Below are 20,149 nucleotides of genomic sequence, written 5' to 3' on the forward strand. Positions count from 1 at the left end.
GTGTTTGTCTTCGCTCCCCCACTCCCACCACCCCGCCCCGGCCGGTGTGGGCCGGCTGGCCCCGCGGGCCCCCCCCCCCGCGGGCGGGGCGCCCCCCCCCCCCCCCAGCGCCTGGATGACTTGGACATGCGCCTGCGCCGCGCCTTCGAGCGCAGCCTCAATACCCGTCGCGAGCGCTTGATACGCCTGGAAACCCGCCTCGCCGGCCAGCACCCCGGCCGGCAATTGGCGCTGCTGCGCCAACGCCTCGACAGCCTCGCCGAACGCCTGCCGCGCGCCATGCGCGAAGGCCTCAAGGCGCGTCGCCTGCAACTGCAAAGCCAGGTGCAGACGTTGCAGGTAGTCAGCCCGCTGGCCACCTTGGGCCGTGGCTACAGCATTTTGCTGGATGAACGCGGCCATGCGATTAGAAACGCTGCGCAAACCCACACCGGCCAACGCCTGACCGCGCGCCTCGGTGAAGGCCAATTGCAGGTGCGGGTGGAAGATAACCACCTGACACCCGTCACCCTTTCGTTATTGGATTGATTGATGCCCCGTCTATTTAGCCTGCTGATGCTGTTATGCCTGACCTTCACTGCCCACGCCGACAGCTACATCACGCGGTTGCTGAACAAGCCGGTGCCGGGTGGCGTCGCAGTGGTCGACCTCGGCAGTTCGGCGACCGCGCCTAAAGCCACCTACCAGAACCGACCGGTATTGGTGGTCAAGGAACAGAACAATTGGCTGGCGATTGTGGGCATCCCGCTGACGGTCAAACCCGGCACCCAACGCCTCACCAGTGGCACGCAAAACCTGCCGTTTATCGTCGGTTTCAAAAAATACCCCGAGCAACACATCACCCTGAAGAACAAAAGCCAGGTGAACCCCGACCCTGCACAGCTCAAACGCATCGAGGCCGAACTGGCGGTGCAGCTCAAGGCTTACCGCAGCTTCAGCCCGAACACGCCGAGCAACTTGCTGCTGGACAAGCCGGTCAATGGCCCGCTGTCGAGCAAGTTTGGCGTACGCCGGTTCTTTAATGGCGAGGAGCGCAACCCGCATTCGGGCCTGGACTTCGCGGTAGGCGCGGGCACGCCGATCAAAACCCCGGCGGCAGGCAAAGTGATTCTGACCGGCAACTACTTCTTCAACGGCAACACCGTGTTCGTCGACCATGGGCAGGGCTTTATCAGCATGTTCTGCCACATGTCAAAGATCGACGTGAAGGTCGGCGACCCACTGCAACGTGGTGCGGTGGTGGGCAAGGTCGGCTCGACGGGCCGGGCGACCGGGCCGCATATGCACTGGAACATCAGCCTCAACGATGCACGCGTAGACCCGGCGATCTTTATCGGCGCGTTCCAACCCTGAATGACTCGATTGCGCGGGCAATAAAGGCCGCGCAATTAAATCCACAAGCAGGCCTGCTTCCAGCCATAAAATCTCGCCCCAACCGCAAATAGCAAAACTTATATCAATTTTTATCGGCTGCTTGCCATCTTTCACCCCTGCGGTTAGGGTTGAGCTTATGAAAACCTCTCACACCCTCATTCAGCTCCGCCAGCACCGCAGCCTGTGCCTCGTCAGCGCACGACTGCCAGGCTGAATCGATCTGCCTCGCCTATGCTTCACCCCAATAAAAAGCATCCCAATAACAGTTTCACGGCAGGCCGCCTTTTTTCGGCCCCTACAACCAAGGATTTCCCGATGAGCATGCTCAAAGACCCGTCTTCGAAGTACCGCGCGTTCCCGACCATCGACATCCCGGACCGCACCTGGCCGTCGAAAACCATCACCGAAGCGCCTATCTGGTGCAGCTCCGACCTTCGTGATGGCAACCAGTCGCTGATCGAGCCAATGGACGCGGTGAAAAAGCTGCGCTTCTGGAAAACCCTGGTTGCGGTGGGCGTGAAGGAAATCGAAGCCTCGTTCCCGGCCGCTTCGCAAACCGATTTCGACTTCGTGCGTACCCTGATCGAAGACAACCACATCCCCGAGGACACCACCATTCAGGTGCTGACCCAGGGCCGTGAAGACTTGATCGCGCGTACCTTCGAATCGCTGCGCGGCGCCAAAAAAGCCATCGTGCATTTGTACAACGCCACCTCGCCGTCGTTTCGTCGCATCGTGTTTAACCAGGACAAGGACGGCATCAAGGCCATCGCGGTTAACGCCGCCAAGCTGTTCGTCAAATACGCCGCCCAGCAGCCGGAAACCCAATGGACCTTCGAATACTCGCCAGAGACCTTCAGCGCCACTGAGCTGGAGTTCGCCAAAGAAGTGTGTGACGCGGTAATCGAGGTGTGGAACCCGACGCCTGAGCACAAGATGATCCTCAACCTGCCGGCCACGGTTGAATGCGCCACGCCGAACATCTATGCCGACCAGATCGAGTGGTTCGGTCGCCACATCAACCGTCGTGACAGCGTGATCATCAGCCTGCACACCCACAACGACCGTGGCACCGGCGTGGCCGCCACCGAGCTGGGCCTGATGGCCGGCGCCGACCGTGTTGAAGGCTGCCTGTTCGGCAACGGCGAGCGCACCGGTAACGTCGACCTAGTGACGGTGGCACTGAACATGTACACCCAGGGCCTCGACCCGCAGTTGGATTTCTCCGACATCGACGGCGTGCGCAAAGTCGTCGAAGAGTGCAACCAGATCCAGGTGCACCCGCGCCACCCGTACGTTGGCGACCTGGTGCACACCGCGTTCTCCGGCTCCCACCAGGACGCAATCCGCAAAGGCTTTACTCAGCAAAAAGCCGACGCGTTGTGGGAAGTGCCGTACTTGCCGATCGACCCGGCCGACATCGGCCGCAGCTACGAGGCGGTGATTCGTGTAAACAGCCAGTCGGGCAAAGGCGGTATCGCTTACCTGCTGGAGCAGGAATACGACATCAGCCTGCCGCGCCGCATGCAAATCGAATTTAGCCAAGTGGTACAGGCCGAAACCGATCGCGTGGGCCTGGAGATGACCGCACCACAGATTTACGCGTTGCTGCAGCGTGAATACCTGCAAGCCAACACGCCGTATGCGCTGGTCAGCCATCGCCTGCAGGAAGAGAACGGCAACAGCTTTGTCGAAGTGGAAGTGTCAGGCAAAGGCCAGGGCGAAACCAACCTGCACTGGAAAGGCAAAGGCAACGGCGCACTCGAAGCGCTGGTGGCTGGCCTGCCGATTGGCGTGGAGATCATGGACTACAACGAACATGCCATCGGCGCCGGCACCAACGCCAAGGCGGCGGCGTATATCGAGCTGCGTGTGAACGGCGAGCGTCCGGTGCACGGCGTAGGCATTGACGAAAACATCACCACGGCCAGCTTCAAGGCCTTGTTCAGCGCGCTGAATCGTTCGTTGAGCCAGCAGGAAGCAAAAGCCGCGTAACTGGCGGCTGAAATGCGAAAGGCCCTTGGGTGAGAATCCAGGGGCCTTTTTTGTAGTGTTTGTGAGGGCCTCATCGTGAGCAAGCCCACTCCCACATTTTGAATGTGTTCACAAATCACTGCCCTGCCCCCACATTTGCCTGTGTTCACCTACCTAACTGTGGAAACGGGCTAACTGTGGGAGCGGGCTTGCTCGCGATAGCGGTCTGTCAGGCCAACTGAAAACTATCAGCATCCAGATTCGCCGGGAATTTGCTGCGATACGCCGCCAGCTCCGCCGCCTCCAGGCAAACCTGAAACACACCATTCGCCTCCCCCGCACTCAGCAAGGTCTCGCCCTGAAAGTCCAGCACCTGGCTGTCGCCGGTGTAGGCAAAACCTTTGCCATCTGTGCCCACTCGATTCACCGCCGCCACGTAGCACAGGTTTTCGATCGCCCGCGCAGGCAGCAGGCGGTTCCAATGCAGGCGACGGGCGCCGGGCCAGTTGGCGGTGTACAGCAGCAGGTCAGTGTCTTGAGCATCCCGGCTCCACACCGGGAAGCGCAGGTCGTAGCAAATCAGCGGACGAATGCGCCAGCCCTTCAATTCGAACTGCACCTGACGCTCGCCGGGGGTGTAGTGATCATGCTCGCCGGCCATGCGGAACAGGTGGCGCTTGTCGTAATGCAGCACCTCGCCATCCGGGCGCGCCCATAGCAGGCGGTTGCGGTGGCTGCCGTCGGCGGCCTGGATGATCACGCTGCCGGTGATCACCGCGTTGTATTTCGCCGCCTGGGCCTGGAGCCAGCGATGGGTAGGGCCATTCTCGCGTTCGGCGAGCGTGGCCGACTCCATCGAGAACCCGGTGGTGAACATCTCCGGCAGCACGATCAGGTCGGCGCCCCTGGCCTGCTCAAGCAGCAGTTCAAAGTGTTCGAGGTTGGCCTGGCGGTCATGCCACACCAGGCTGGTCTGGACCAAGGCAATATTCAGGTCGGGCAATACACTCAGATCACGCATAGTTTTTGCGCTGCGTGTCGCAGCGTCTCCTCGCGTTTGGCAAAGCACAGGCGCACCAGGCGCTGGCCTTGCGGTGGGCTCTGATAGAACACCGAAACCGGGATGGTCGCCACGCCGTGTTCGCGGGTCATCCACAGCGACATGGCGACATCATCCAGGTCCGGGCGAATCTGTGAGTAATCCACCAGTTGAAAATAGGTGCCGGTCACCCGCGTAAAGCTGAAGCGCGACGGCGCCAGCAGGTCGCAAAACAAATCGCGCTTGGCTTGATAGAACGCCGGCAACTCCTCGACGTGTTCCGGGTGTTCGGCCATAAAGCCAGCCAATGCATGCTGCAACGGGGTGACGCCGCAGAAGCTGACATATTGATGCACCTTGCGCAGCTCGGCGGTGAGCGCCGGCGGCGCAACCACATAGCCGGTTTTCCAGCCGGTGACGTGGTAGGTCTTGCCAAAAGAGCTGACCACGAACGCACGCTGATACAGCTCTTCATGCGCCAATACGCTGACGTGCCCGATGCCATCGAACACCAAGTGTTCGTAAACCTCATCACTGACCAGGTAAATATCCCGGTCGCGGATCAGTTCGGCCAGTTGGTCCAGCTCGGCACGGCTGATCAAGGCGCCTGTGGGGTTGTGCGGGGTGTTGAGAATGATCATGCGCGTGCGTGGCGACAGCGCGGCCTTGATCCGCTCAAAATCCAGCGCAAAACCTTGCAAGCTCAGTTGCACATGCACGCAGCGACCGCCCGCCAGCTCAACCGAGGGCTCATAACTGTCGTAACAAGGGTCGAACACAATGACTTCATCGCCGTTACGAATAACCGCCTGAATCGCGCAAAAGATCGCTGCAGTCGCGCCGGGGGTGATGGTCACTTCGCTGTCAGGGTTAACCGTGGCGCCATAGCTGCGGGCTATCTTGGCCACCACTTGCTGTCGCAGCGCCGGCAAGCCGGTCATCGGGGCGTATTGGTTATGCCCGCTGGCGACATGTTTACCCACGGCATCGAGCAAGCCCTGTGGGCCGTTGAAGTCAGGAAACCCCTGGGACAGGTTGAGCGCGCCGGTCTCTGCGGCGAGTTGCGACATGGTGGTAAAAATCGTCGTGCCGACATTTGGCAGCTTGCTGGTGATCATTGGTGAGCCCCTGCTGAACACCCGGCTCTACGGCGGCACGGGAGCGTTCGAGAATAGCTTATGCATTGCGCACAAAAAAGACGTCGGCCCTTATGAAAGGCTCACTTTACCCGCCAGCCAGCAGCGAAGATAAGTCGACAAGTGGTCATGGGTAAACGAAAGAACAGGTAATTTTCACAGTTATGTCGGCCAAAAACCTGGCGCTTACTAACCCGACAACTGTTTCAGCCAGGAGAAACGTCATGCCTTTAAAAACTGACACACCCTCTGCCTACCGAGCGGCCGGCGATCTCGATACGTCCTACGGGAACGCGGGTTATCAATTGATCAACCCGAACGGTGTCGAGCACTACGAAGCGCATGGGCTGAGCCTGACCCACAACAACGAAGCGTTGATTGCGGGTGCTGCGCCATCGCACTTGCCCACGCACACCCAATTTCAGTTCATTTTGATGCGCCGAGACGAAAACGGGGCGATGGTCGAGGGGTTCGGTGAACAGGGAATGGCATGCGGGCACTTCAACCCTGACGAACCCGGGTGGGGCTCTCACGGCTTAAAAACATTCGCATTGAACAACTCTGGGTGGTTGCTGCTTGGTTTTGTCCACGATCACGCGAATATGCGCATGCCCTCATTTGCCTGGCTTCGTGATGATGGAACCGCTGATACCAGCCACGGCGATAACGGTACTTTCGTACTGAAATCACCACTGCCAAATGAGTTAGGCAGCCACGGCAAGCCTATCGTCAACGCCCGTATTCAATCAACGGGGTCGGTCGTGACGTTGTATGAGTACGTCTTCGAATTAAATTATTGGGGCGGCCTGCTATCGCGCATTCAACCGGCCGGGGTGCTTGACGCTACCTTCAACGAAGGCTTGGGGTATGCCGAAGCACTTACTCGGGGTGGTGAAGTTTTCATCCCCTCTGTACTCGCTCTACAGGCTGATGACCGTATTCTCGTAGCGGGTAACACCGACGACAATCGCGGCGTCAAAGGAGGCCTGATTAAACGATTCGATAAGGATGGAAGGACGGATGTAACTTTCGCCGTGGGTGGCGAGCAACGCGACCTGGACCGGCATTACGCTGATATGGTCTCAAACGAAGACGGCATTCTGATTTGCGGTTCAACCTCGCAGGGTGCGCTTCTGGTCAAACTGAACCCTGACGGGTCCCCACATGCCGATTTCGGTGGGCTGCCGGTCATTACGCCGCAGGTGAATGCATGGCACAAGGTGCTTGTGTATCAAGGCAACATAATCGCCCTCGGTATCATTGATACCGGCTTCAGCGCTCTAGCCGTACTGGCACGCTTCGACCGCAACGGTAACCCCGATAATGCCTTTGGCGCTGCGGGGAACGGCCGAGTGTTACTGGAATTTGGCGGCCAGTTCGACACACCGCTTGATCTCGCTATCGACCAGCAGCAACGTATTCTGGTTTTGGGTTCCGCCAAAGGACCTATCGGCGCAGTGAATTTCTACACCACTCGCTTGTTCTATTGAGCAAGGCCTGGCGCGCACAATAAAAAAAAGGCGCCATCGGCGCCTTTTTAACCTTAATCAGCGTTTGTCGCGACGCTTCTTATCGGCTTTTTTGTGGTGCGTCATCATCCGACGCTTCTTGTTGACCTGGCGGTCGGTGAGGCTGTTTTTGTTACCTTCGTACGGGTTCTCGCCACCCTTGAACTCGATACGGATCGGCGTACCGACCAGCTTCAAGACACGGCGATAGGTGTTTTCGAGGTAACGCACATAAGACTTCGGCACCTTCTCGATCTGGTTACCGTGAATCACGATAATCGGCGGGTTGGCACCACCCAAGTGGGCGTAACGCAGTTTAATCCGGCGGTTGTTGACCATCGGCGGCGCGTGGTCGCCCACTGCGTCTTCGAGGATCTGGGTCAGACGGTTGGTCGGCCAGCGGGTGACCGCAGACTTGAACGAGTTTTGTACCGACGCGTAGAGGTTGCCCACGCCGGTGCCGTGCAGTGCCGAGATAAAGTGAATATCGGCGAACTCGACGAAAAACAGGCGGCGCTGCAGCTCGATCTTGACAAAATCGCGCTCGCTCGGCGTCATGCCGTCCCACTTGTTGATCGCGATGACCAGTGCCCGACCGGCTTCCAGGGCGAAGCCCAGCAGGTTAAGGTCGTGGTCTACCACGCCTTCGCGGGCGTCCATCACAAAGATCACCACGTTGGCGTCTTTGATCGCTTGCAGGGTTTTCACCACCGAGAATTTTTCAACTTCCTCGTGGATCTTGCCGCGCTTGCGCACACCGGCAGTGTCGATCAGCGTGTACTTTTCTTCGTTGCGTTCGAACGGAATATAGATGCTGTCGCGCGTGGTGCCAGGCTCGTCATAGACGATTACCCGGTCTTCACCGAGCATGCGGTTAACCAGGGTCGACTTGCCGACGTTCGGGCGGCCGATGATCGCGATCTTGATACCGTCTTTTTCGCTCGGGCCAGGAATGCGCTTGGCTTCCTCACCTTCGGCGACGATTTCTTCTTCGCCTTCTTCAGGCTCGTCTTCATCTTTCGGGAAATCGCTGAGGGCGATTTCGAGCATCTGCGTGATACCACGGCCGTGAGCACCGGCGATCGGAATCGCGTGCCCCATGCCCAACGGGGCAAATTCGGCGCGAGCCATTTCCGGATCGATGTTATCGACCTTGTTGGCGACCACGTACGAGCGCTTGTTACGCTTGCGCAAGTGCTCCGCGATCATCTGGTCAGCCGCAGTAAAACCGGCTTTGGCGTCTACCAGAAACAGAACAACATCGGCTTCTTCAATGGCCAGCAGCGACTGCTCGGCCATTTTTTCGTCCATGCCATGCTCGTCACCGGAAATACCACCGGTGTCGACCAGAATGTAGGAGCGCCCCTGCCACTTAGCCTCACCGTATTGGCGATCACGGGTCAGACCGGACAAGTCGCCGACGATGGCGTCGCGAGTCCTGGTCAGGCGGTTGAACAAGGTGGACTTGCCGACGTTAGGTCGGCCCACCAGGGCAATTACGGGAACCATGCGGCTCTCCACTTCGTTATTTCAGAAAATACAAAAGCCGCTGCAAGGCAGCGGCTGGTGCTCGGGGCAGCATATTCAAATGCCGCATGCCCCGCCGTAGCGGGGCCGCCTGGGTTTTACCCCAAGCAGGGTTCTTTACTTGATGGTCAGGGCTTCGAGCTTGCCGCTGTTGCCAAACACGTAAAGCATGTTACCCACAACCAGCGGACGCACACGCACGCCGTCGCTGTCGATACGCTCACGGCCTACGAAACGGCCGTCCACCTGGCTCAGCAGATGCAGGTAACCTTCGAAGTCACCTACCGCTACGTAGCTTGAGAACACTTCCGGTGCCGACAGTTGACGGCGGGCCAGAGAATCGTTGCTCCACAGCGCAGTGGTGGAACGCTCGTCGACACTTTCTACTGTGCCGGAGGCCAGGCTTACATAGACGCTGCCAAACCCTTGGGCGACACCGGCGTAGCTGGAAGCATCACGCTGCCAGTTGATGCGCCCGCTTTGCAGGTCCAGCGCGGCAACGCGGCCTTGGTAGGTAGCGACATAAAGGGTTTCGCCCGACAGCAGCAAGCCACCGTCGATGTCGACAACGCGGTCCAGCTCGGAGCGACCTTGCGGGATTGCCACACGGGTTTCCCAGGCCGGTACGCCGTTCTGGGTATCCAGGGCGACTACTTTACCGGTCGACAGGCCTGCAACCGCCAGATTGTTGGTCACAATCGGACCACTGGTACCGCGCAGGGTCAATACCGCAGGCGTGCTGTCGTACAACCAGCGCTGATTGCCGGTGGCGGCATCCAGACCGATAACACGGTCATCCTGGGTTTGCACCACAACGATATCGCCGTTGGTAGCCGGTGCGGAGAGCACTTCGCTGGTCACGCGGGCGCGCCATTTCTCTTCACCGCTGGCGGAGTCCAGGGCGACCACGTCGCCTTTCAGCGTACCGACCAGGACCATGCCGTAGCCAACGCCCACACCGCCGGACACCGGCAGTTCGAGGTCTTTCTTCCACTTGACGTCGCCATTCATGCGGTCCATGGCAATGATCACGCCGGTGGAATCAGTGGCCACGATGTTGTCGCCGTCAATCGCCGGCTGCAACAGGTTGTAGAGGTCACCCTGGCCGTCACCGACCGAGCGGCTCCACTGCTTTTGCAAAACCACTTCTTCCTTGAAGCTGGTCAGCTCGGCAGGAGGCAGTTCTTTTTTACTGTTGCTGCTGCAACCCGCGGCCAGAACGGCCAGAGCCAGCAATGCTGCATGTTTCCAACGGATCACGTCACGCATCCCCTTTGGCCAAGTCGTCGAGCTTGATTTGTAAGCCACCGACCGCCGCTTCATCAGACAGCGCCGCCTTGGCTTTTTGGTACGCAGCATGGGCTTCGTCGGTACGACCCAATTGGACCAACAGGTCGCCCTTGAGCTCTTCACGAGTGGCCACAAATGCTTTGTCAGCATCGCCGTCGAGCAGTTTCAGTGCTTCGTCAGCCTTGTTCTGTGCCGCCAATACCTGCGCCAGGCGCTGACGTGCGATTTCACCCAGCGTTGGGTTGGCCGGCTTGTCGGCGATAGCCTTCAGTTCAGTGGCGGCGTCATCCAGCTTGCCGGTATCGACCGCGACTTTCGCGACGAACAGGCTACCGTATTGCGCGTACGTGCTGCCGCCGAATTCGCTTTTCAGCTTGCCGGCCAAATCCGCCACTTGGGCAGGGTCAGGCTTACCGTTAGGCGTCAGCGTGGTTTCCAGCAACTGCTGATAGAGGATCGAGGCACCTTGAGACTGGTTGGCCTGATACTTGTGCCAGGCTTGCCAGCCAAACACCACCACTAAAGCCAGCAGACCGCCAGTCACCAAAGGCTTGCCGTTGCGCTGCCACCAGTCCTTTAACTCGACCAGTTGATCGTCATCAGTACTCGACACCCCAATACTCCTTAATCGCTAAATTCGGCTGTTCGACAGCTTCAACCCTGCACGGCGCAGGTGGCCAGGTGCGCGGCGAGCGCATCAAAGGCAATGTTCTGTTGCTCACCCTGACCACGCAGGGGTTTGAAACCTATCACTTGCTGGGCCAATTCATCATCGCCAAGGATCAGTGCGTACAGCGCACCGCTCTTGTCGGCTTTTTTGAACTGGCTCTTGAAGCTGCCGGCGCCGGCATTGACTTGCAGGCGCAGGTTCGGCAACTGGTCGCGCACTTTTTCGCTCAAGGCCAACGCCGCCAATTCGGCAGCCTCGCCAAAGGCACAGAGGTACACGTCCACCTGCCGCGAAATTTCTTCGGGCACTTGCTCCAGGGTTTCCAGCAGCAGGATCAGCCGCTCGATGCCCATCGCAAAACCCACGCCGGTAGTCGGCTTGCCGCCCATCTGCTCAACCAGACCGTCGTAGCGACCACCGGCACACACGGTGCCCTGGGCGCCGAGTTTGTCGGTGACCCACTCGAACACGGTCTTGCTGTAGTAATCGAGGCCACGCACCAGCTTCGGGTTGATCACGTACGGAATACCGGCCGCGTCCAGGCGAGCCTTGAGGCCCTCAAAGTGCATACGGGATTCGTCGTCGAGGTAGTCGGCCATTTTCGGCGCATCGACCAGTACGGCTTGGGTGTCGGCGTTCTTGGTATCCAGCACGCGCAACGGGTTGGTTTTCAGACGGCGCTGGCTGTCTTCGTCCAACTTGTCGAGGTGCGCAGACAGGTATTCGACCAGCGCCACGCGGTAACGACCGCGGGATTCGCTGGTGCCCAGGCTGTTGAGCTCCAGTTTGACCGCATCACGGATGCCCAACTGGCCCCACAGGCGCCAGGTCATCACGATCAGCTCCGCGTCGATGTCCGGGCCGTCGAGGTTGAACACTTCCAGGCCAATCTGGTGGAACTGGCGATAACGGCCTTTCTGTGGGCGCTCGTGGCGGAACATCGGACCGATGTACCAGAGTTTCTGCGGCTGGCCGGCACCGGTGAGGCCATGCTCAAGCACGGCGCGCACGCACGCGGCAGTCCCTTCCGGACGCAGGGTCAGGGAGTCGCCGTTGCGGTCTTCAAAGGTGTACATCTCTTTTTCGACGATGTCGGTGACTTCACCGATAGAGCGTTTGAACAGCTCGGTGAACTCGACGATGGGCATGCGGATCTGCTTGTAACCGTAGTTATCCAGCAGGCGCGCGACAGTGCTCTCGAAGTAGCGCCACAGTGGCGTCTGCTCCGGCAGGATGTCGTTCATGCCACGAATGGCTTGCAGAGACTTGCTCACATCAAATCCTTAAATTCGTTCAATCAGCCGCGCGCGATCAGCGCTGCGTCAGCCGCAACCTTTTCGGCTGCTTTCTGGCGGATCAGCCTTTCGAGCTCATCCACCAGATTCTCATTCGTTAACTTCTGCGACGGCTTGCCGTCGATGTAAATCAGGTTTGGCGTTCCGCCGGTCAGGCCAACGTGCGCTTCTTTAGCTTCGCCGGGGCCGTTGACCACGCAACCGATCACCGCAACATCCAACGGCACCAGCAGGTCTTCAAGGCGCAATTCCAGGTCGTTCATGGTTTTCACCACGTCGAAGTTCTGCCGCGAACAGCTCGGGCAGGCAATGAAATTGATGCCACGCGAACGCAGACGCAGCGATTTGAGAATGTCGTAACCGACCTTCACTTCCTCGACCGGGTCTGCCGCCAGAGAGATGCGGATAGTATCGCCAATGCCTTCGGCGAGCAGCATACCGAGACCCACCGCAGATTTCACTGTGCCTGAGCGCAAACCGCCAGCTTCGGTGATACCCAAGTGCAATGGCTGGACGATTTCCTTGGCCAGCAGGCGGTAGGCTTCTACCGCCATGAACACGTCGGAGGCCTTTACGCTGACCTTGAAGTCCTGAAAATTCAGGCGTTCGAGGTGCTCAACGTGGCGCAGCGCCGATTCAACCAGCGCCGCCGGAGTCGGCTCGCCGTATTTCTTTTGCAGGTCTTTTTCCAGCGAGCCGGCGTTAACGCCGATACGGATCGGAATGCCGCGATCACGCGCCGCATCCACCACCGCGCGCACACGGTCTTCACGACCAATGTTGCCAGGGTTGATGCGCAGGCAATCGACGCCCAGCTCGGCTACGCGCAATGCGATTTTGTAGTCGAAGTGAATGTCGGCAACCAGCGGCACCTTGACCAATTGCTTGATGCGGCCGAAGGCTTCGGCAGCGTCCATGTCCGGCACGGACACGCGAACGATGTCGACGCCGGCGGCTTCCAGACGGTTGATCTGCGCCACGGTGGCGGCCACATCATTGGTGTCGCTGTTGGTCATGCTTTGTACTGCGATGGGAGCGTCGCCGCCCACCGGCACCGAGCCGACCCAGATCTTGCGCGATACGCGACGTTTGATTGGAGATTCGCCGTGCATGACTATTGTCCCAACTTGAGGCGAGCGGTCTCGCCACTGGTGAACGGCGCCACGTCCACAGGCTGGCCGTTGTAGGCCACTTGCGCGCCGCGGGCATAGCCCAGACGCAGCGTCAAAGGAGGCTTGCCGCCCTGGTCAAGAGTATCTCCCTTACGCTTCAGACCGCTGAACAGCACTTTGCCATTGCCATCGGTGACTTGCGTCCAGCAGTCACCGATGAAGGTAATCTGGAGGTGCCCATCACCGGCGATCAACGCAGGGGTGGTGGGTGGCGACATCGCTGGCGCGGCCGGGGCAACGGGAGCGGTGGCCGCAGCAGCCGGCGCCTGAACCGGGGCCGCCGGGGTGGCTGGCGCTGCAGGCACGACCGGCGCGGGCACGGCGGCGCTCGCAGCAGGTGCAGTGTCTGCTTGCGCTGCGGGCTGCTCGGCGGCGGCCGGCGCTTGCGGCGCGGCCTGCCCTTCGACAACGGCCTGGTCTTCCGGCTCGTCGAGTGGATGAATTTGCGTGGTGCCGTCGGCGCTTTCGACTTCGACGTGCTCCATGGCGTTGCTGGTCAGGTCTTTGCTGCGCTGGGAGGTCTGGTCTTGCCACCAGACGAAGCCACCACCGATCACGGCAATCAGCAGCAACAGGCTGACAATGCGCAGGATCGTGTGGGAGACCCGCACCGGCTCTTCGATACGGCCCAAGCCGTGGACGTTGCTGCCCTGGGAGTCGGTGCCGGTAAACAGGTCGAATTGCTGAACCAGCCCAGCTTGGTCGATGCCCAGCAATTTGGCGTAGGCACGGATGTAGCCGCGGGCAAAGGTATGCCCTGGCAGCTTATCGAATGCGCCGGTTTCCAGATTGCCCAGCGACGTCGTGGTCAAATTGAGCTTGAGGGCCACTTCAGCCAGCGACCAACCATTGCTTTCGCGGGCCTGACGCAAGGTCTCGCCTGGGTTTACGCGATTAGCTGCTACAACTTCCGGGTGCGCCGCTTTCATCATTGCTCCGACAGGTATTGCTGATATTCCGGCGTACCGGGATAGAGTCGTTCGAGTTGCTGGCCAAACTGTGCGGCCGTGTCGTGTTCTTCATGAACCGTCGCCAGGCGCACACCGAGCAATAGACTACGTGCATTTTGCCCGCTGAGCAGGCTAAAACGCTCGTAATAGTCACGTGCCGGCACATAATGCCTGTCTTCGTAAGACATCTCAGCCATTTCGAGCAATGCGCGTGGCTGGCGAGCGTTCAGGTGCAGGGCTTTTTCCAGATGCTGGCGCGCGCTGTCGCGCTGGCCGAGGCGCATCGAGGTCACCCCAAGGTTCTCGAACACCCGTGAACGTTGAGGGTAAAGCGTGTCGGCCGAGGCTTGCTGGAAATAACCGGACGCTTGGTCATAACGTTTCTGCTCGAACAGGAAGCTGCCGTAGTTATTCAGCAGCCGAGCGTCGGCAGGACGTGCGGCCATGGCCTTGTGGAAATATTGATCGGCCAGCGCAGGCTCGGCCTGAGCCTGGAACACCAGGGCCAGTGCCGCATTTGCGTCGGCATCATCGCCGTCCAGCTCAAGCGCTTTTTTCAGCGGCACCTTGGCCTGCTCGCTCATGCCTTTGTGCAGGTAGCCAAGCCCCAGTTGCACATACGCAACTCGCGCCTCGTCACGGCCTTTACCGGTATGCAACGGGCTGTCATGGCCCGATGAAACACAACCGGCCGTTAGGCCGGTAACAAGCAAAAGCAGCGCGAGGCGCAATGGCATAGAGATCCTCTCTCAGATTCGATTCACAGCAATTTGCGGTAAATCGTCGGCGGCGTTCAGTTCGCGCCCGGCGATATAACGCTCGCTGCGACGGGTGCGATCCAGCACCTGTCCTACCAATTGGCCACAGGCCGCGTCGATGTCTTCACCACGCGTGGTGCGTACGGTGACGTTGTAACCGGCCTGGTGCAGTTGATCCTGGAAACGGCGAATGGCGTTGTTGCTCGGCCGCTCGTAGCCAGAATGGGGAAACGGGTTAAACGGAATCAGGTTGATCTTGCACGGGGTGTTCTTGAGCAGCTCGATCATCTCGATGGCGTGCTCAACCTTGTCGTTGATGTCCTTGAGCATAGTGTACTCAATGGTCAGCACACGCTTTTCGCCCAAGGTCGCCATGTAACGCTGGCACGATTCGAGCAGCATCTTAAGCGGATACTTCTTGTTGATCGGCACCAATTGGTTACGCAATGCGTCATTGGGCGCGTGCAGCGACAACGCCAGCGAAACGTCGATGTGCTTGGCCAGCTCATCGATCATCGGCACCACGCCAGAGGTCGACAGGGTCACACGGCGCTTGGAGATGCCGTAGCCCAGGTCGTCCATCATCAAATGCATGGCCGCAATCACGTTGTCGAAGTTCAGCAGCGGCTCACCCATGCCCATCATCACCACGTTGGTGATGGCACGGTCGACGGTCGCCGGGACGCTGCCAAAGGATTTGTTGGCAATCCACACCTGACCGATGACTTCGGCGGCGGTGAGGTTGCTATTGAAGCCTTGCTTGCCGGTGGAGCAGAAACTGCAGTCCAGGGCACAGCCTGCCTGGGACGAAACGCACAATGTGCCGCGTTTGCCCTGGGGAATGTAAACGGTCTCGACGCAGCTGCCGGACGCCACGCGCACCACCCACTTACGGGTGCCATCGGTGGAGATGTCCTCGCTGACAACTTCCGGACCACGCACCTCGGCAATGGCCTTGAGCTTGTCGCGCAGGGCCTTGCTGACGTTCGTCATGGCGTCGAAATCGTCGACGCCAAAGTGGTGAATCCACTTCATTACCTGACCGGCACGGAAACGCTTCTCCCCGATTGAGTCGAAGAATTTCTCCATTTCCGGCTGAGTCAGACCCAGCAGGTTGGTTTTAACAGTCGATGTAGTCATGGATTCACCCTCACTCTTTAAGCCGATGCTTAGCGAGCGGTTACTTCAGTAGCAGCGAAAAAGTACGAGATTTCGCGAGCAGCAGCAGCTTCGGAGTCCGAACCGTGTACAGCGTTGGCGTCGATGGACTCAGCGAAATCAGCACGGATGGTGCCGGCAGCCGCTTCTTTAGGGTTGGTAGCGCCCATCAGCTCACGGTTCAGAGCGATAGCGTTTTCGCCTTCCAGAACCTGAACAACAACAGGGCCGGAGATCATGAAAGCAACCAGGTCGCCGAAGAAGCCACGTGCGCTGTGCTCAGCGTAGAAGCCTTCAGCTTCAGCTTTGGAAAGTTGCTTGAGTTTCGAAGCTACAACCTTCAGGCCGGCTTTTTCGAAACGAGTGGTGATCTCGCCGATGACGTTTTTTGCAACAGCGTCAGGCTTGATGATGGAGAAAGTACGTTGAACAGCCATGGTGTAACTCCAGAAACGGTAATTTACGAAAAATTAAACCCGCGAATTATACGCGGGTTATCAGGTATTGCCTAACTGCGTAAAAAGGCGACTCAGTCTGCTTCTTCGATCCACAGGCCTTGAATCGCCTCCAGAACCTTTTCGCCACCCCGGTCCGGGATGTCGTCGAAGTCCGGCAGCGCCATTACCAGGTTGCGCAGCTTGACGAAGTTGACCGTCAGAGGATTGACCTCAGGGTGCGCTTCAGCAAGTTGTATAGCGATTTCTTGTACATCAACCCATTTCAGGCTCATGACATTTCCTTGAATCAATGCGGCGCTTCGGCCGCATGGTTGAGCGAATATTTCGGAATTTCGACGGTAATGTCTTCAGTTCCTACCTTTGCCTGACAGCTTAGGCGCGATTGCGCTTCCAGGCCCCACGCACGGTCAAGAAAGTCTTCTTCCAGCTCATCGGCTTCTTCGAGGGAGTTAAAACCCTCGCGAATGATGCAGTGGCACGTGGTGCAGGCGCAGACACCACCGCACGCACTCTCTATCTCGATGTGGTTGTCATGGGCAACTTCGAGGATGGACTTGCCGGTCTCAGCCTCCACAACCATACCGTCCGGGCAATGCTCGGCGTGTGGCAGAAAAATGACCTGCGGCATTAATTATTCCTCGAGTTCATTCAGGTTGCGGCCCGCCAGAGCGGCTTTTACCGACTGGTCCATACGGCGGGCGGCAAAGGCATCGGTCACCTGCGACAGACGCTTGGTCTGTTGCTCGATGGCGTAACCATCGGTGCCTTTCATCAGTTCGGTCAGTTCTTGCATGTGCAGGTCGATGACCCTGCGCTCTTCGGCGTCCAACAAGCGCTCGCCGTCGACGTCGAGGGCGCTTTGCACCGCCTCAAGCAGACGCTGGGCGTCCACTTGCTGCTCACGCACTACGCGGGCAACTTTGTCGTCACCGGCATATTGGAACGAGTCCTTGAGCATCTTGGCGATTTCGCCGTCGGTCAGGCCGTAGGACGGCTTGACCTGAATGCTGGCTTCCACGCCCGAGCCCAGCTCACGTGCAGCCACGCTGAGCAGGCCATCGGCATCAACCTGGAAGGTCACGCGAATTTTCGCCGCACCCGCCACCATCGCCGGGATGCCGCGCAGTTCAAAACGCGCCAGCGAGCGGCAATCACTGATCAGCTCACGCTCACCTTGCAGCACATGAATCATCATGGCCGTCTGGCCGTCTTTATAGGTGGTGAAATCCTGAGCGCGGGCAACGGGGATGGTGGTGTTGCGCGGAATCACCTTCTCCATCAAGCCACCCATGGTTTCCAGCCCCAGAGACAGCGGGATCACGTCGAGCAGAAGCAGTTCGCCACCGTCACGCTTGTTGCCTGCGAGGGTATCGGCCTGGATCGCAGCACCAATCGCGACCACTTGATCAGGGTCGATTTCGGTCAGCGGCTGACGCCCAAAGGCTTCGGCTACCGCGTCGCGAACGCGCGGCACACGGGTTGAGCCACCGACCATGACCACGGCGACAACGTCTTCCAGCTCGATACCGGAATCACGCACGGCGCGGCGACAGGCTTTGAGGCTGCGGGCAACCATCGGCTCGATCAACGAATCGAAGGCTTCGCGCGTCAGTTGCGCCGACCAAGTACCGTAGGAGACTTCAACAACGCTGGCGTTAGTCAGCGCTTCTTTGGCAGCGCAGGCAGTTTGTAACAGGTTGCGCTGCGCGCCTGGGTCGAGGTCCGCCGACAGGCCAGCGCTGCTGATGATCCAGCCCGCAATGGCGTGATCGAAGTCGTCGCCACCCAAGGCCGTGTCGCCACCGGTAGCCAGCACTTCAAACACGCCGCCGGTCAGGCGCAGGATCGAAATATCAAAGGTGCCGCCGCCCAGGTCGTAAATAGCCACCAGGCCTTCAGCGTGTTGGTCGAGGCCATAAGCCACGGCCGCCGCTGTCGGCTCGTTGAGCAGGCGCAGCACGTTCAGGCCGGCGAGCTTCGCCGCGTCCTTGGTGGCTTGACGCTGAGCATCATCGAAATACGCCGGAACGGTAATCACCGCGCCGACCAGCTCGCCACCCAAGGTGGTTTCTGCGCGCTGGCGCAGCACCTTGAGAATATCCGCCGACACTTCCACCGGGCTTTTCGGGCCTTGAACGGTGTCGATGAACGGCATGTGCGATTCGCCACCGACAAAGCGGTACGGCAACTGGTCGCCCAACTGCTTGACGTCGGACAGACCACGACCCATCAAGCGCTTGACCGACAGCACGGTATTCAAAGGGTCGGCAGACGCAGCCAGCTTTGCCGACACACCCACTTCGGTGCGGTCAGCGTGATAGCGCACGGCAGACGGCAGGATAACCTGGCCATCGGCGTCGGGCAGCGGCTCGGACAGGCCGCTGCGCAACGCAGCGACCAGGGAATTGGTGGTGCCCAGGTCAATCCCCACCGCCAGACGACGCTGGTGCGGTTGAGGGCTTTGGCCGGGTTCGGCGATCTGCAGTAGGGCCATGGTAATCAGGTCTTATCTGTCTATCAGGCGTGCAACACGGGCAGCACTGGGTTAATCGTCGAGGCGCTCTTCTAGCTGGCGCACTTCGTAGGTGAGCTTGTCGAGGAACTGCATGCGCCGCATCAGGCGTTCGGCCTGTTCACGTTGCGCTGCATCATCCCAACAGGCTGCGAAGCTTTCGTTCAGCTCATCCTGGGCCGTTTTCAGACGACGCTTGAAGACCGCGACACCCGCCACATCGGCTTCGTCCTGCAAGTCTTCGAGTTCTTCGCGCCACTGCATCTGCTGCATCAGGAAGTCCGGATCATGCACCGTGACTTCGATCGGCAACTCGCCACCGTTCATCGCAAGCAGGTAGCGTGCGCGTTTGGGCGGGTTTTTCAGCGTCTGATAGGCTTCGTTGAGGCTGGCCGATTGCTCCAGCGCCAAACGTTGCTCACGCTCTGAAGCGTCAGCGAAGCGGTCCGGATGCACTGCACGCGCCAACTCTCGGTAGCGCGTAGCAAGCTGCTCAAGGTCCAGCCGAAAACTCGGCTGCAGCTCGAATAAAGCGAAATGACAAGGAGTACCCACAAATAGCCTCAGATGTTGAAGCTTTCGCCGCAGCCACATTCACCGCGCACGTTGGGGTTGTTGAACTTGAAGCCTTCGTTCAAGCCTTCCTTGACGAAATCGAGTTCGGTGCCGTCCAGGTAGGTCAGGCTTTTAGGGTCGATAATCACTTTTTCGCCGTGACTTTCGAACACTTGGTCTTCCGCAACCACCTCGTCGACAAACTCCAGCACGTAGGCAAGGCCGGAACAGCCCGTGGTGCGAACACCCAGACGAATCCCCTCACCTTTACCGCGCCCATTCAGGGAGCGGCGAATGTGCTGCGCAGCCGCTTCTGTCATGCTGATAGCCATCGTTGACTCCTTACTCGTCGCCAAATGCTTAGATCAAGCCTTTCTTCTGCTTGTAGTCGTGAACGGCCGCCTTGATGGCGTCTTCTGCGAGTACCGAGCAGTGGATTTTCACCGGCGGCAACGCCAGTTCTTCGGCCAGTTGGGTGTTGCTGATAGTCACAGCCTCATCCAGGGTCTTGCCTTTCATCCATTCGGTGGCCAGCGAGCTGGAGGCGATGGCGGAACCGCAGCCGTAGGTCTTGAACTTGGCGTCTTCAATAACGCCAGCTTCGTTGACTTTGATCTGCAGGCGCATCACGTCGCCGCACGCCGGAGCGCCGACCATGCCGGTGCCGACATCAGGGTCTTCCGCGTTCATCTTGCCGACGTTGCGCGGGTTTTCGTAGTGGTCGATGACCTTTTCGCTGTAAGCCATGGTACTGAATCCTCACTCATCAGGGC

General features: G+C 59.2%; 20 protein-coding genes and 1 pseudogene. 4 read left to right on the forward strand and 17 right to left on the reverse strand.

The annotated features are described in order from the left end of the window. Positions 1-105: 105 nt before the first annotated feature. From ACOZK9_RS01300 to leuA, 3 genes and pseudogenes are all read left to right on the forward strand, one after another. Positions 106-528: pseudogene (locus tag ACOZK9_RS01300) on the forward strand (exodeoxyribonuclease VII large subunit); the annotation flags it as partial. Positions 529-531: 3 nt separating this feature from the next. After that, positions 532-1,353: a M23 family metallopeptidase gene (locus ACOZK9_RS01305; protein ID WP_152748776.1), complete on the forward strand. Its 822-nt coding sequence runs from the start codon at positions 532-534 to the stop codon at positions 1,351-1,353. A gap of 336 nt (positions 1,354-1,689) precedes the next feature. Then, a complete protein-coding gene (leuA, locus tag ACOZK9_RS01310; RefSeq protein ID WP_152746618.1) occupies positions 1,690-3,369 on the forward strand; it encodes a 2-isopropylmalate synthase in 1,680 nt (559 codons plus the stop codon). Between the two features lie 208 nt (positions 3,370-3,577). Here the strand turns inward: leuA and ACOZK9_RS01315 are convergent, their stop codons facing one another. After that, positions 3,578-4,369, reverse strand: coding sequence for an amidohydrolase (locus tag ACOZK9_RS01315; protein WP_058414848.1), 792 nt, complete (start codon positions 4,367-4,369; stop codon positions 3,578-3,580). Further along, positions 4,357-5,505 carry a pyridoxal phosphate-dependent aminotransferase gene (locus ACOZK9_RS01320; RefSeq protein ID WP_421555131.1) on the reverse strand — a complete coding sequence of 383 codons (1,149 nt, stop codon included), beginning with the start codon at positions 5,503-5,505 and terminating at the stop codon, positions 4,357-4,359. The genes ACOZK9_RS01315 and ACOZK9_RS01320 overlap by 13 nt, the downstream gene beginning before the upstream one ends. Positions 5,506-5,747: 242 nt before the next feature. Between ACOZK9_RS01320 and ACOZK9_RS01325 the strand changes: the two genes are divergently transcribed. Continuing rightward, the gene (locus tag ACOZK9_RS01325) at positions 5,748-7,013 is read left to right on the forward strand and encodes an NHL repeat-containing protein (RefSeq protein ID WP_172979608.1); all 1,266 of its coding nucleotides are present in this window, start codon (positions 5,748-5,750) and stop codon (positions 7,011-7,013) included. Between the two features lie 57 nt (positions 7,014-7,070). Here ACOZK9_RS01325 and der read toward each other — a convergent pair whose 3' ends face one another. From der to iscU, 15 genes are all read right to left on the reverse strand, one after another. Then, the gene (gene der, locus ACOZK9_RS01330; RefSeq protein WP_058414851.1) at positions 7,071-8,540 is read right to left on the reverse strand and encodes a ribosome biogenesis GTPase Der; all 1,470 of its coding nucleotides are present in this window, start codon (positions 8,538-8,540) and stop codon (positions 7,071-7,073) included. 135 nt (positions 8,541-8,675) lie between these two features. After that, positions 8,676-9,827 (reverse strand): outer membrane protein assembly factor BamB, encoded by a 1,152-nt coding sequence (gene bamB, locus ACOZK9_RS01335; RefSeq protein ID WP_152748778.1) that lies wholly within the window; start codon positions 9,825-9,827, stop codon positions 8,676-8,678. Beyond that, positions 9,820-10,461, reverse strand: a complete 642-nt coding sequence (locus ACOZK9_RS01340) for a YfgM family protein (RefSeq protein WP_058414853.1) — start codon at positions 10,459-10,461, stop codon at positions 9,820-9,822. The genes bamB and ACOZK9_RS01340 overlap by 8 nt, the downstream gene beginning before the upstream one ends. A 41-nt stretch (positions 10,462-10,502) precedes the next feature. Continuing rightward, complete coding sequence (gene hisS, locus ACOZK9_RS01345; RefSeq protein ID WP_058414854.1) at positions 10,503-11,792, reverse strand: histidine--tRNA ligase; 1,290 nt, start codon at positions 11,790-11,792, stop codon at positions 10,503-10,505. A 23-nt stretch (positions 11,793-11,815) separates the two neighbouring features. After that, positions 11,816-12,925: a flavodoxin-dependent (E)-4-hydroxy-3-methylbut-2-enyl-diphosphate synthase gene (ispG, locus tag ACOZK9_RS01350; RefSeq protein WP_099235481.1), complete on the reverse strand. Its 1,110-nt coding sequence runs from the start codon at positions 12,923-12,925 to the stop codon at positions 11,816-11,818. Between the two features lie 2 nt (positions 12,926-12,927). Beyond that, positions 12,928-13,914, reverse strand: coding sequence for a RodZ domain-containing protein (locus tag ACOZK9_RS01355; RefSeq protein ID WP_421555132.1), 987 nt, complete (start codon positions 13,912-13,914; stop codon positions 12,928-12,930). Further along, positions 13,914-14,672 (reverse strand): type IV pilus biogenesis/stability protein PilW, encoded by a 759-nt coding sequence (gene pilW / locus ACOZK9_RS01360; RefSeq protein ID WP_421555133.1) that lies wholly within the window; start codon positions 14,670-14,672, stop codon positions 13,914-13,916. The genes ACOZK9_RS01355 and pilW overlap by 1 nt, the downstream gene beginning before the upstream one ends. A gap of 12 nt (positions 14,673-14,684) precedes the next feature. Beyond that, positions 14,685-15,833: a dual-specificity RNA methyltransferase RlmN gene (gene rlmN / locus ACOZK9_RS01365; RefSeq protein WP_058414858.1), complete on the reverse strand. Its 1,149-nt coding sequence runs from the start codon at positions 15,831-15,833 to the stop codon at positions 14,685-14,687. A gap of 29 nt (positions 15,834-15,862) precedes the next feature. Further along, on the reverse strand, positions 15,863-16,288 hold the full coding sequence (gene ndk, locus ACOZK9_RS01370; protein ID WP_003175956.1) for a nucleoside-diphosphate kinase: 426 nt from the start codon (positions 16,286-16,288) through the stop codon (positions 15,863-15,865). 92 nt (positions 16,289-16,380) lie between these two features. After that, entirely contained in the window at positions 16,381-16,581 is a 201-nt protein-coding gene (gene iscX, locus ACOZK9_RS01375) for a Fe-S cluster assembly protein IscX (protein ID WP_032879605.1), read from the reverse strand. 14 nt (positions 16,582-16,595) lie between these two features. Continuing rightward, positions 16,596-16,937 carry an ISC system 2Fe-2S type ferredoxin gene (gene fdx / locus ACOZK9_RS01380; protein ID WP_032890689.1) on the reverse strand — a complete coding sequence of 114 codons (342 nt, stop codon included), beginning with the start codon at positions 16,935-16,937 and terminating at the stop codon, positions 16,596-16,598. A 3-nt stretch (positions 16,938-16,940) separates the two neighbouring features. Further along, on the reverse strand, positions 16,941-18,803 hold the full coding sequence (gene hscA / locus ACOZK9_RS01385; RefSeq protein WP_421555134.1) for a Fe-S protein assembly chaperone HscA: 1,863 nt from the start codon (positions 18,801-18,803) through the stop codon (positions 16,941-16,943). Between the two features lie 51 nt (positions 18,804-18,854). Then, complete coding sequence (gene hscB / locus ACOZK9_RS01390) at positions 18,855-19,376, reverse strand: co-chaperone HscB (protein WP_058414860.1); 522 nt, start codon at positions 19,374-19,376, stop codon at positions 18,855-18,857. A gap of 8 nt (positions 19,377-19,384) precedes the next feature. Beyond that, positions 19,385-19,708, reverse strand: coding sequence for an iron-sulfur cluster assembly protein IscA (iscA, locus tag ACOZK9_RS01395; protein ID WP_003175963.1), 324 nt, complete (start codon positions 19,706-19,708; stop codon positions 19,385-19,387). A 28-nt stretch (positions 19,709-19,736) separates the two neighbouring features. Continuing rightward, positions 19,737-20,123, reverse strand: coding sequence for a Fe-S cluster assembly scaffold IscU (iscU, locus tag ACOZK9_RS01400; protein ID WP_058414861.1), 387 nt, complete (start codon positions 20,121-20,123; stop codon positions 19,737-19,739). Positions 20,124-20,149: the final 26 nt, after the last annotated feature.

This window comes from Pseudomonas kitaguniensis, from assembly GCF_049199985.1.
GTDB classification, from domain to species: Bacteria; Pseudomonadota; Gammaproteobacteria; order Pseudomonadales; family Pseudomonadaceae; genus Aquipseudomonas; species Aquipseudomonas kitaguniensis.

Excerpts from the sequence above, each read along its gene's own strand:
- ACOZK9_RS01305 (WP_152748776.1), top strand. The coding sequence starts at position 532 with ATGCCCCGTCTATTTAGCCTGCTGATGCTGTTATGCCTGACCTTCACT.
- leuA (WP_152746618.1), top strand. The coding sequence starts at position 1,690 with ATGAGCATGCTCAAAGACCCGTCTTCGAAGTACCGCGCGTTCCCGACC.
- ACOZK9_RS01315 (WP_058414848.1), bottom strand. The coding sequence starts at position 4,369 with ATGCGTGATCTGAGTGTATTGCCCGACCTGAATATTGCCTTGGTCCAG.
- ACOZK9_RS01320 (WP_421555131.1), bottom strand. The coding sequence starts at position 5,505 with ATGATCACCAGCAAGCTGCCAAATGTCGGCACGACGATTTTTACCACC.
- ACOZK9_RS01325 (WP_172979608.1), top strand. The coding sequence starts at position 5,748 with ATGCCTTTAAAAACTGACACACCCTCTGCCTACCGAGCGGCCGGCGAT.
- der (WP_058414851.1), bottom strand. The coding sequence starts at position 8,540 with ATGGTTCCCGTAATTGCCCTGGTGGGCCGACCTAACGTCGGCAAGTCC.
- bamB (WP_152748778.1), bottom strand. The coding sequence starts at position 9,827 with ATGCGTGACGTGATCCGTTGGAAACATGCAGCATTGCTGGCTCTGGCC.
- ispG (WP_099235481.1), bottom strand. The coding sequence starts at position 12,925 with ATGCACGGCGAATCTCCAATCAAACGTCGCGTATCGCGCAAGATCTGG.
- ACOZK9_RS01355 (WP_421555132.1), bottom strand. The coding sequence starts at position 13,914 with ATGAAAGCGGCGCACCCGGAAGTTGTAGCAGCTAATCGCGTAAACCCA.
- pilW (WP_421555133.1), bottom strand. The coding sequence starts at position 14,672 with ATGCCATTGCGCCTCGCGCTGCTTTTGCTTGTTACCGGCCTAACGGCC.
- rlmN (WP_058414858.1), bottom strand. The coding sequence starts at position 15,833 with ATGACTACATCGACTGTTAAAACCAACCTGCTGGGTCTGACTCAGCCG.
- ndk (WP_003175956.1), bottom strand. The coding sequence starts at position 16,288 with ATGGCTGTTCAACGTACTTTCTCCATCATCAAGCCTGACGCTGTTGCA.
- iscX (WP_032879605.1), bottom strand. The coding sequence starts at position 16,581 with ATGAGCCTGAAATGGGTTGATGTACAAGAAATCGCTATACAACTTGCT.
- fdx (WP_032890689.1), bottom strand. The coding sequence starts at position 16,937 with ATGCCGCAGGTCATTTTTCTGCCACACGCCGAGCATTGCCCGGACGGT.
- hscA (WP_421555134.1), bottom strand. The coding sequence starts at position 18,803 with ATGGCCCTACTGCAGATCGCCGAACCCGGCCAAAGCCCTCAACCGCAC.
- iscA (WP_003175963.1), bottom strand. The coding sequence starts at position 19,708 with ATGGCTATCAGCATGACAGAAGCGGCTGCGCAGCACATTCGCCGCTCC.
- iscU (WP_058414861.1), bottom strand. The coding sequence starts at position 20,123 with ATGGCTTACAGCGAAAAGGTCATCGACCACTACGAAAACCCGCGCAAC.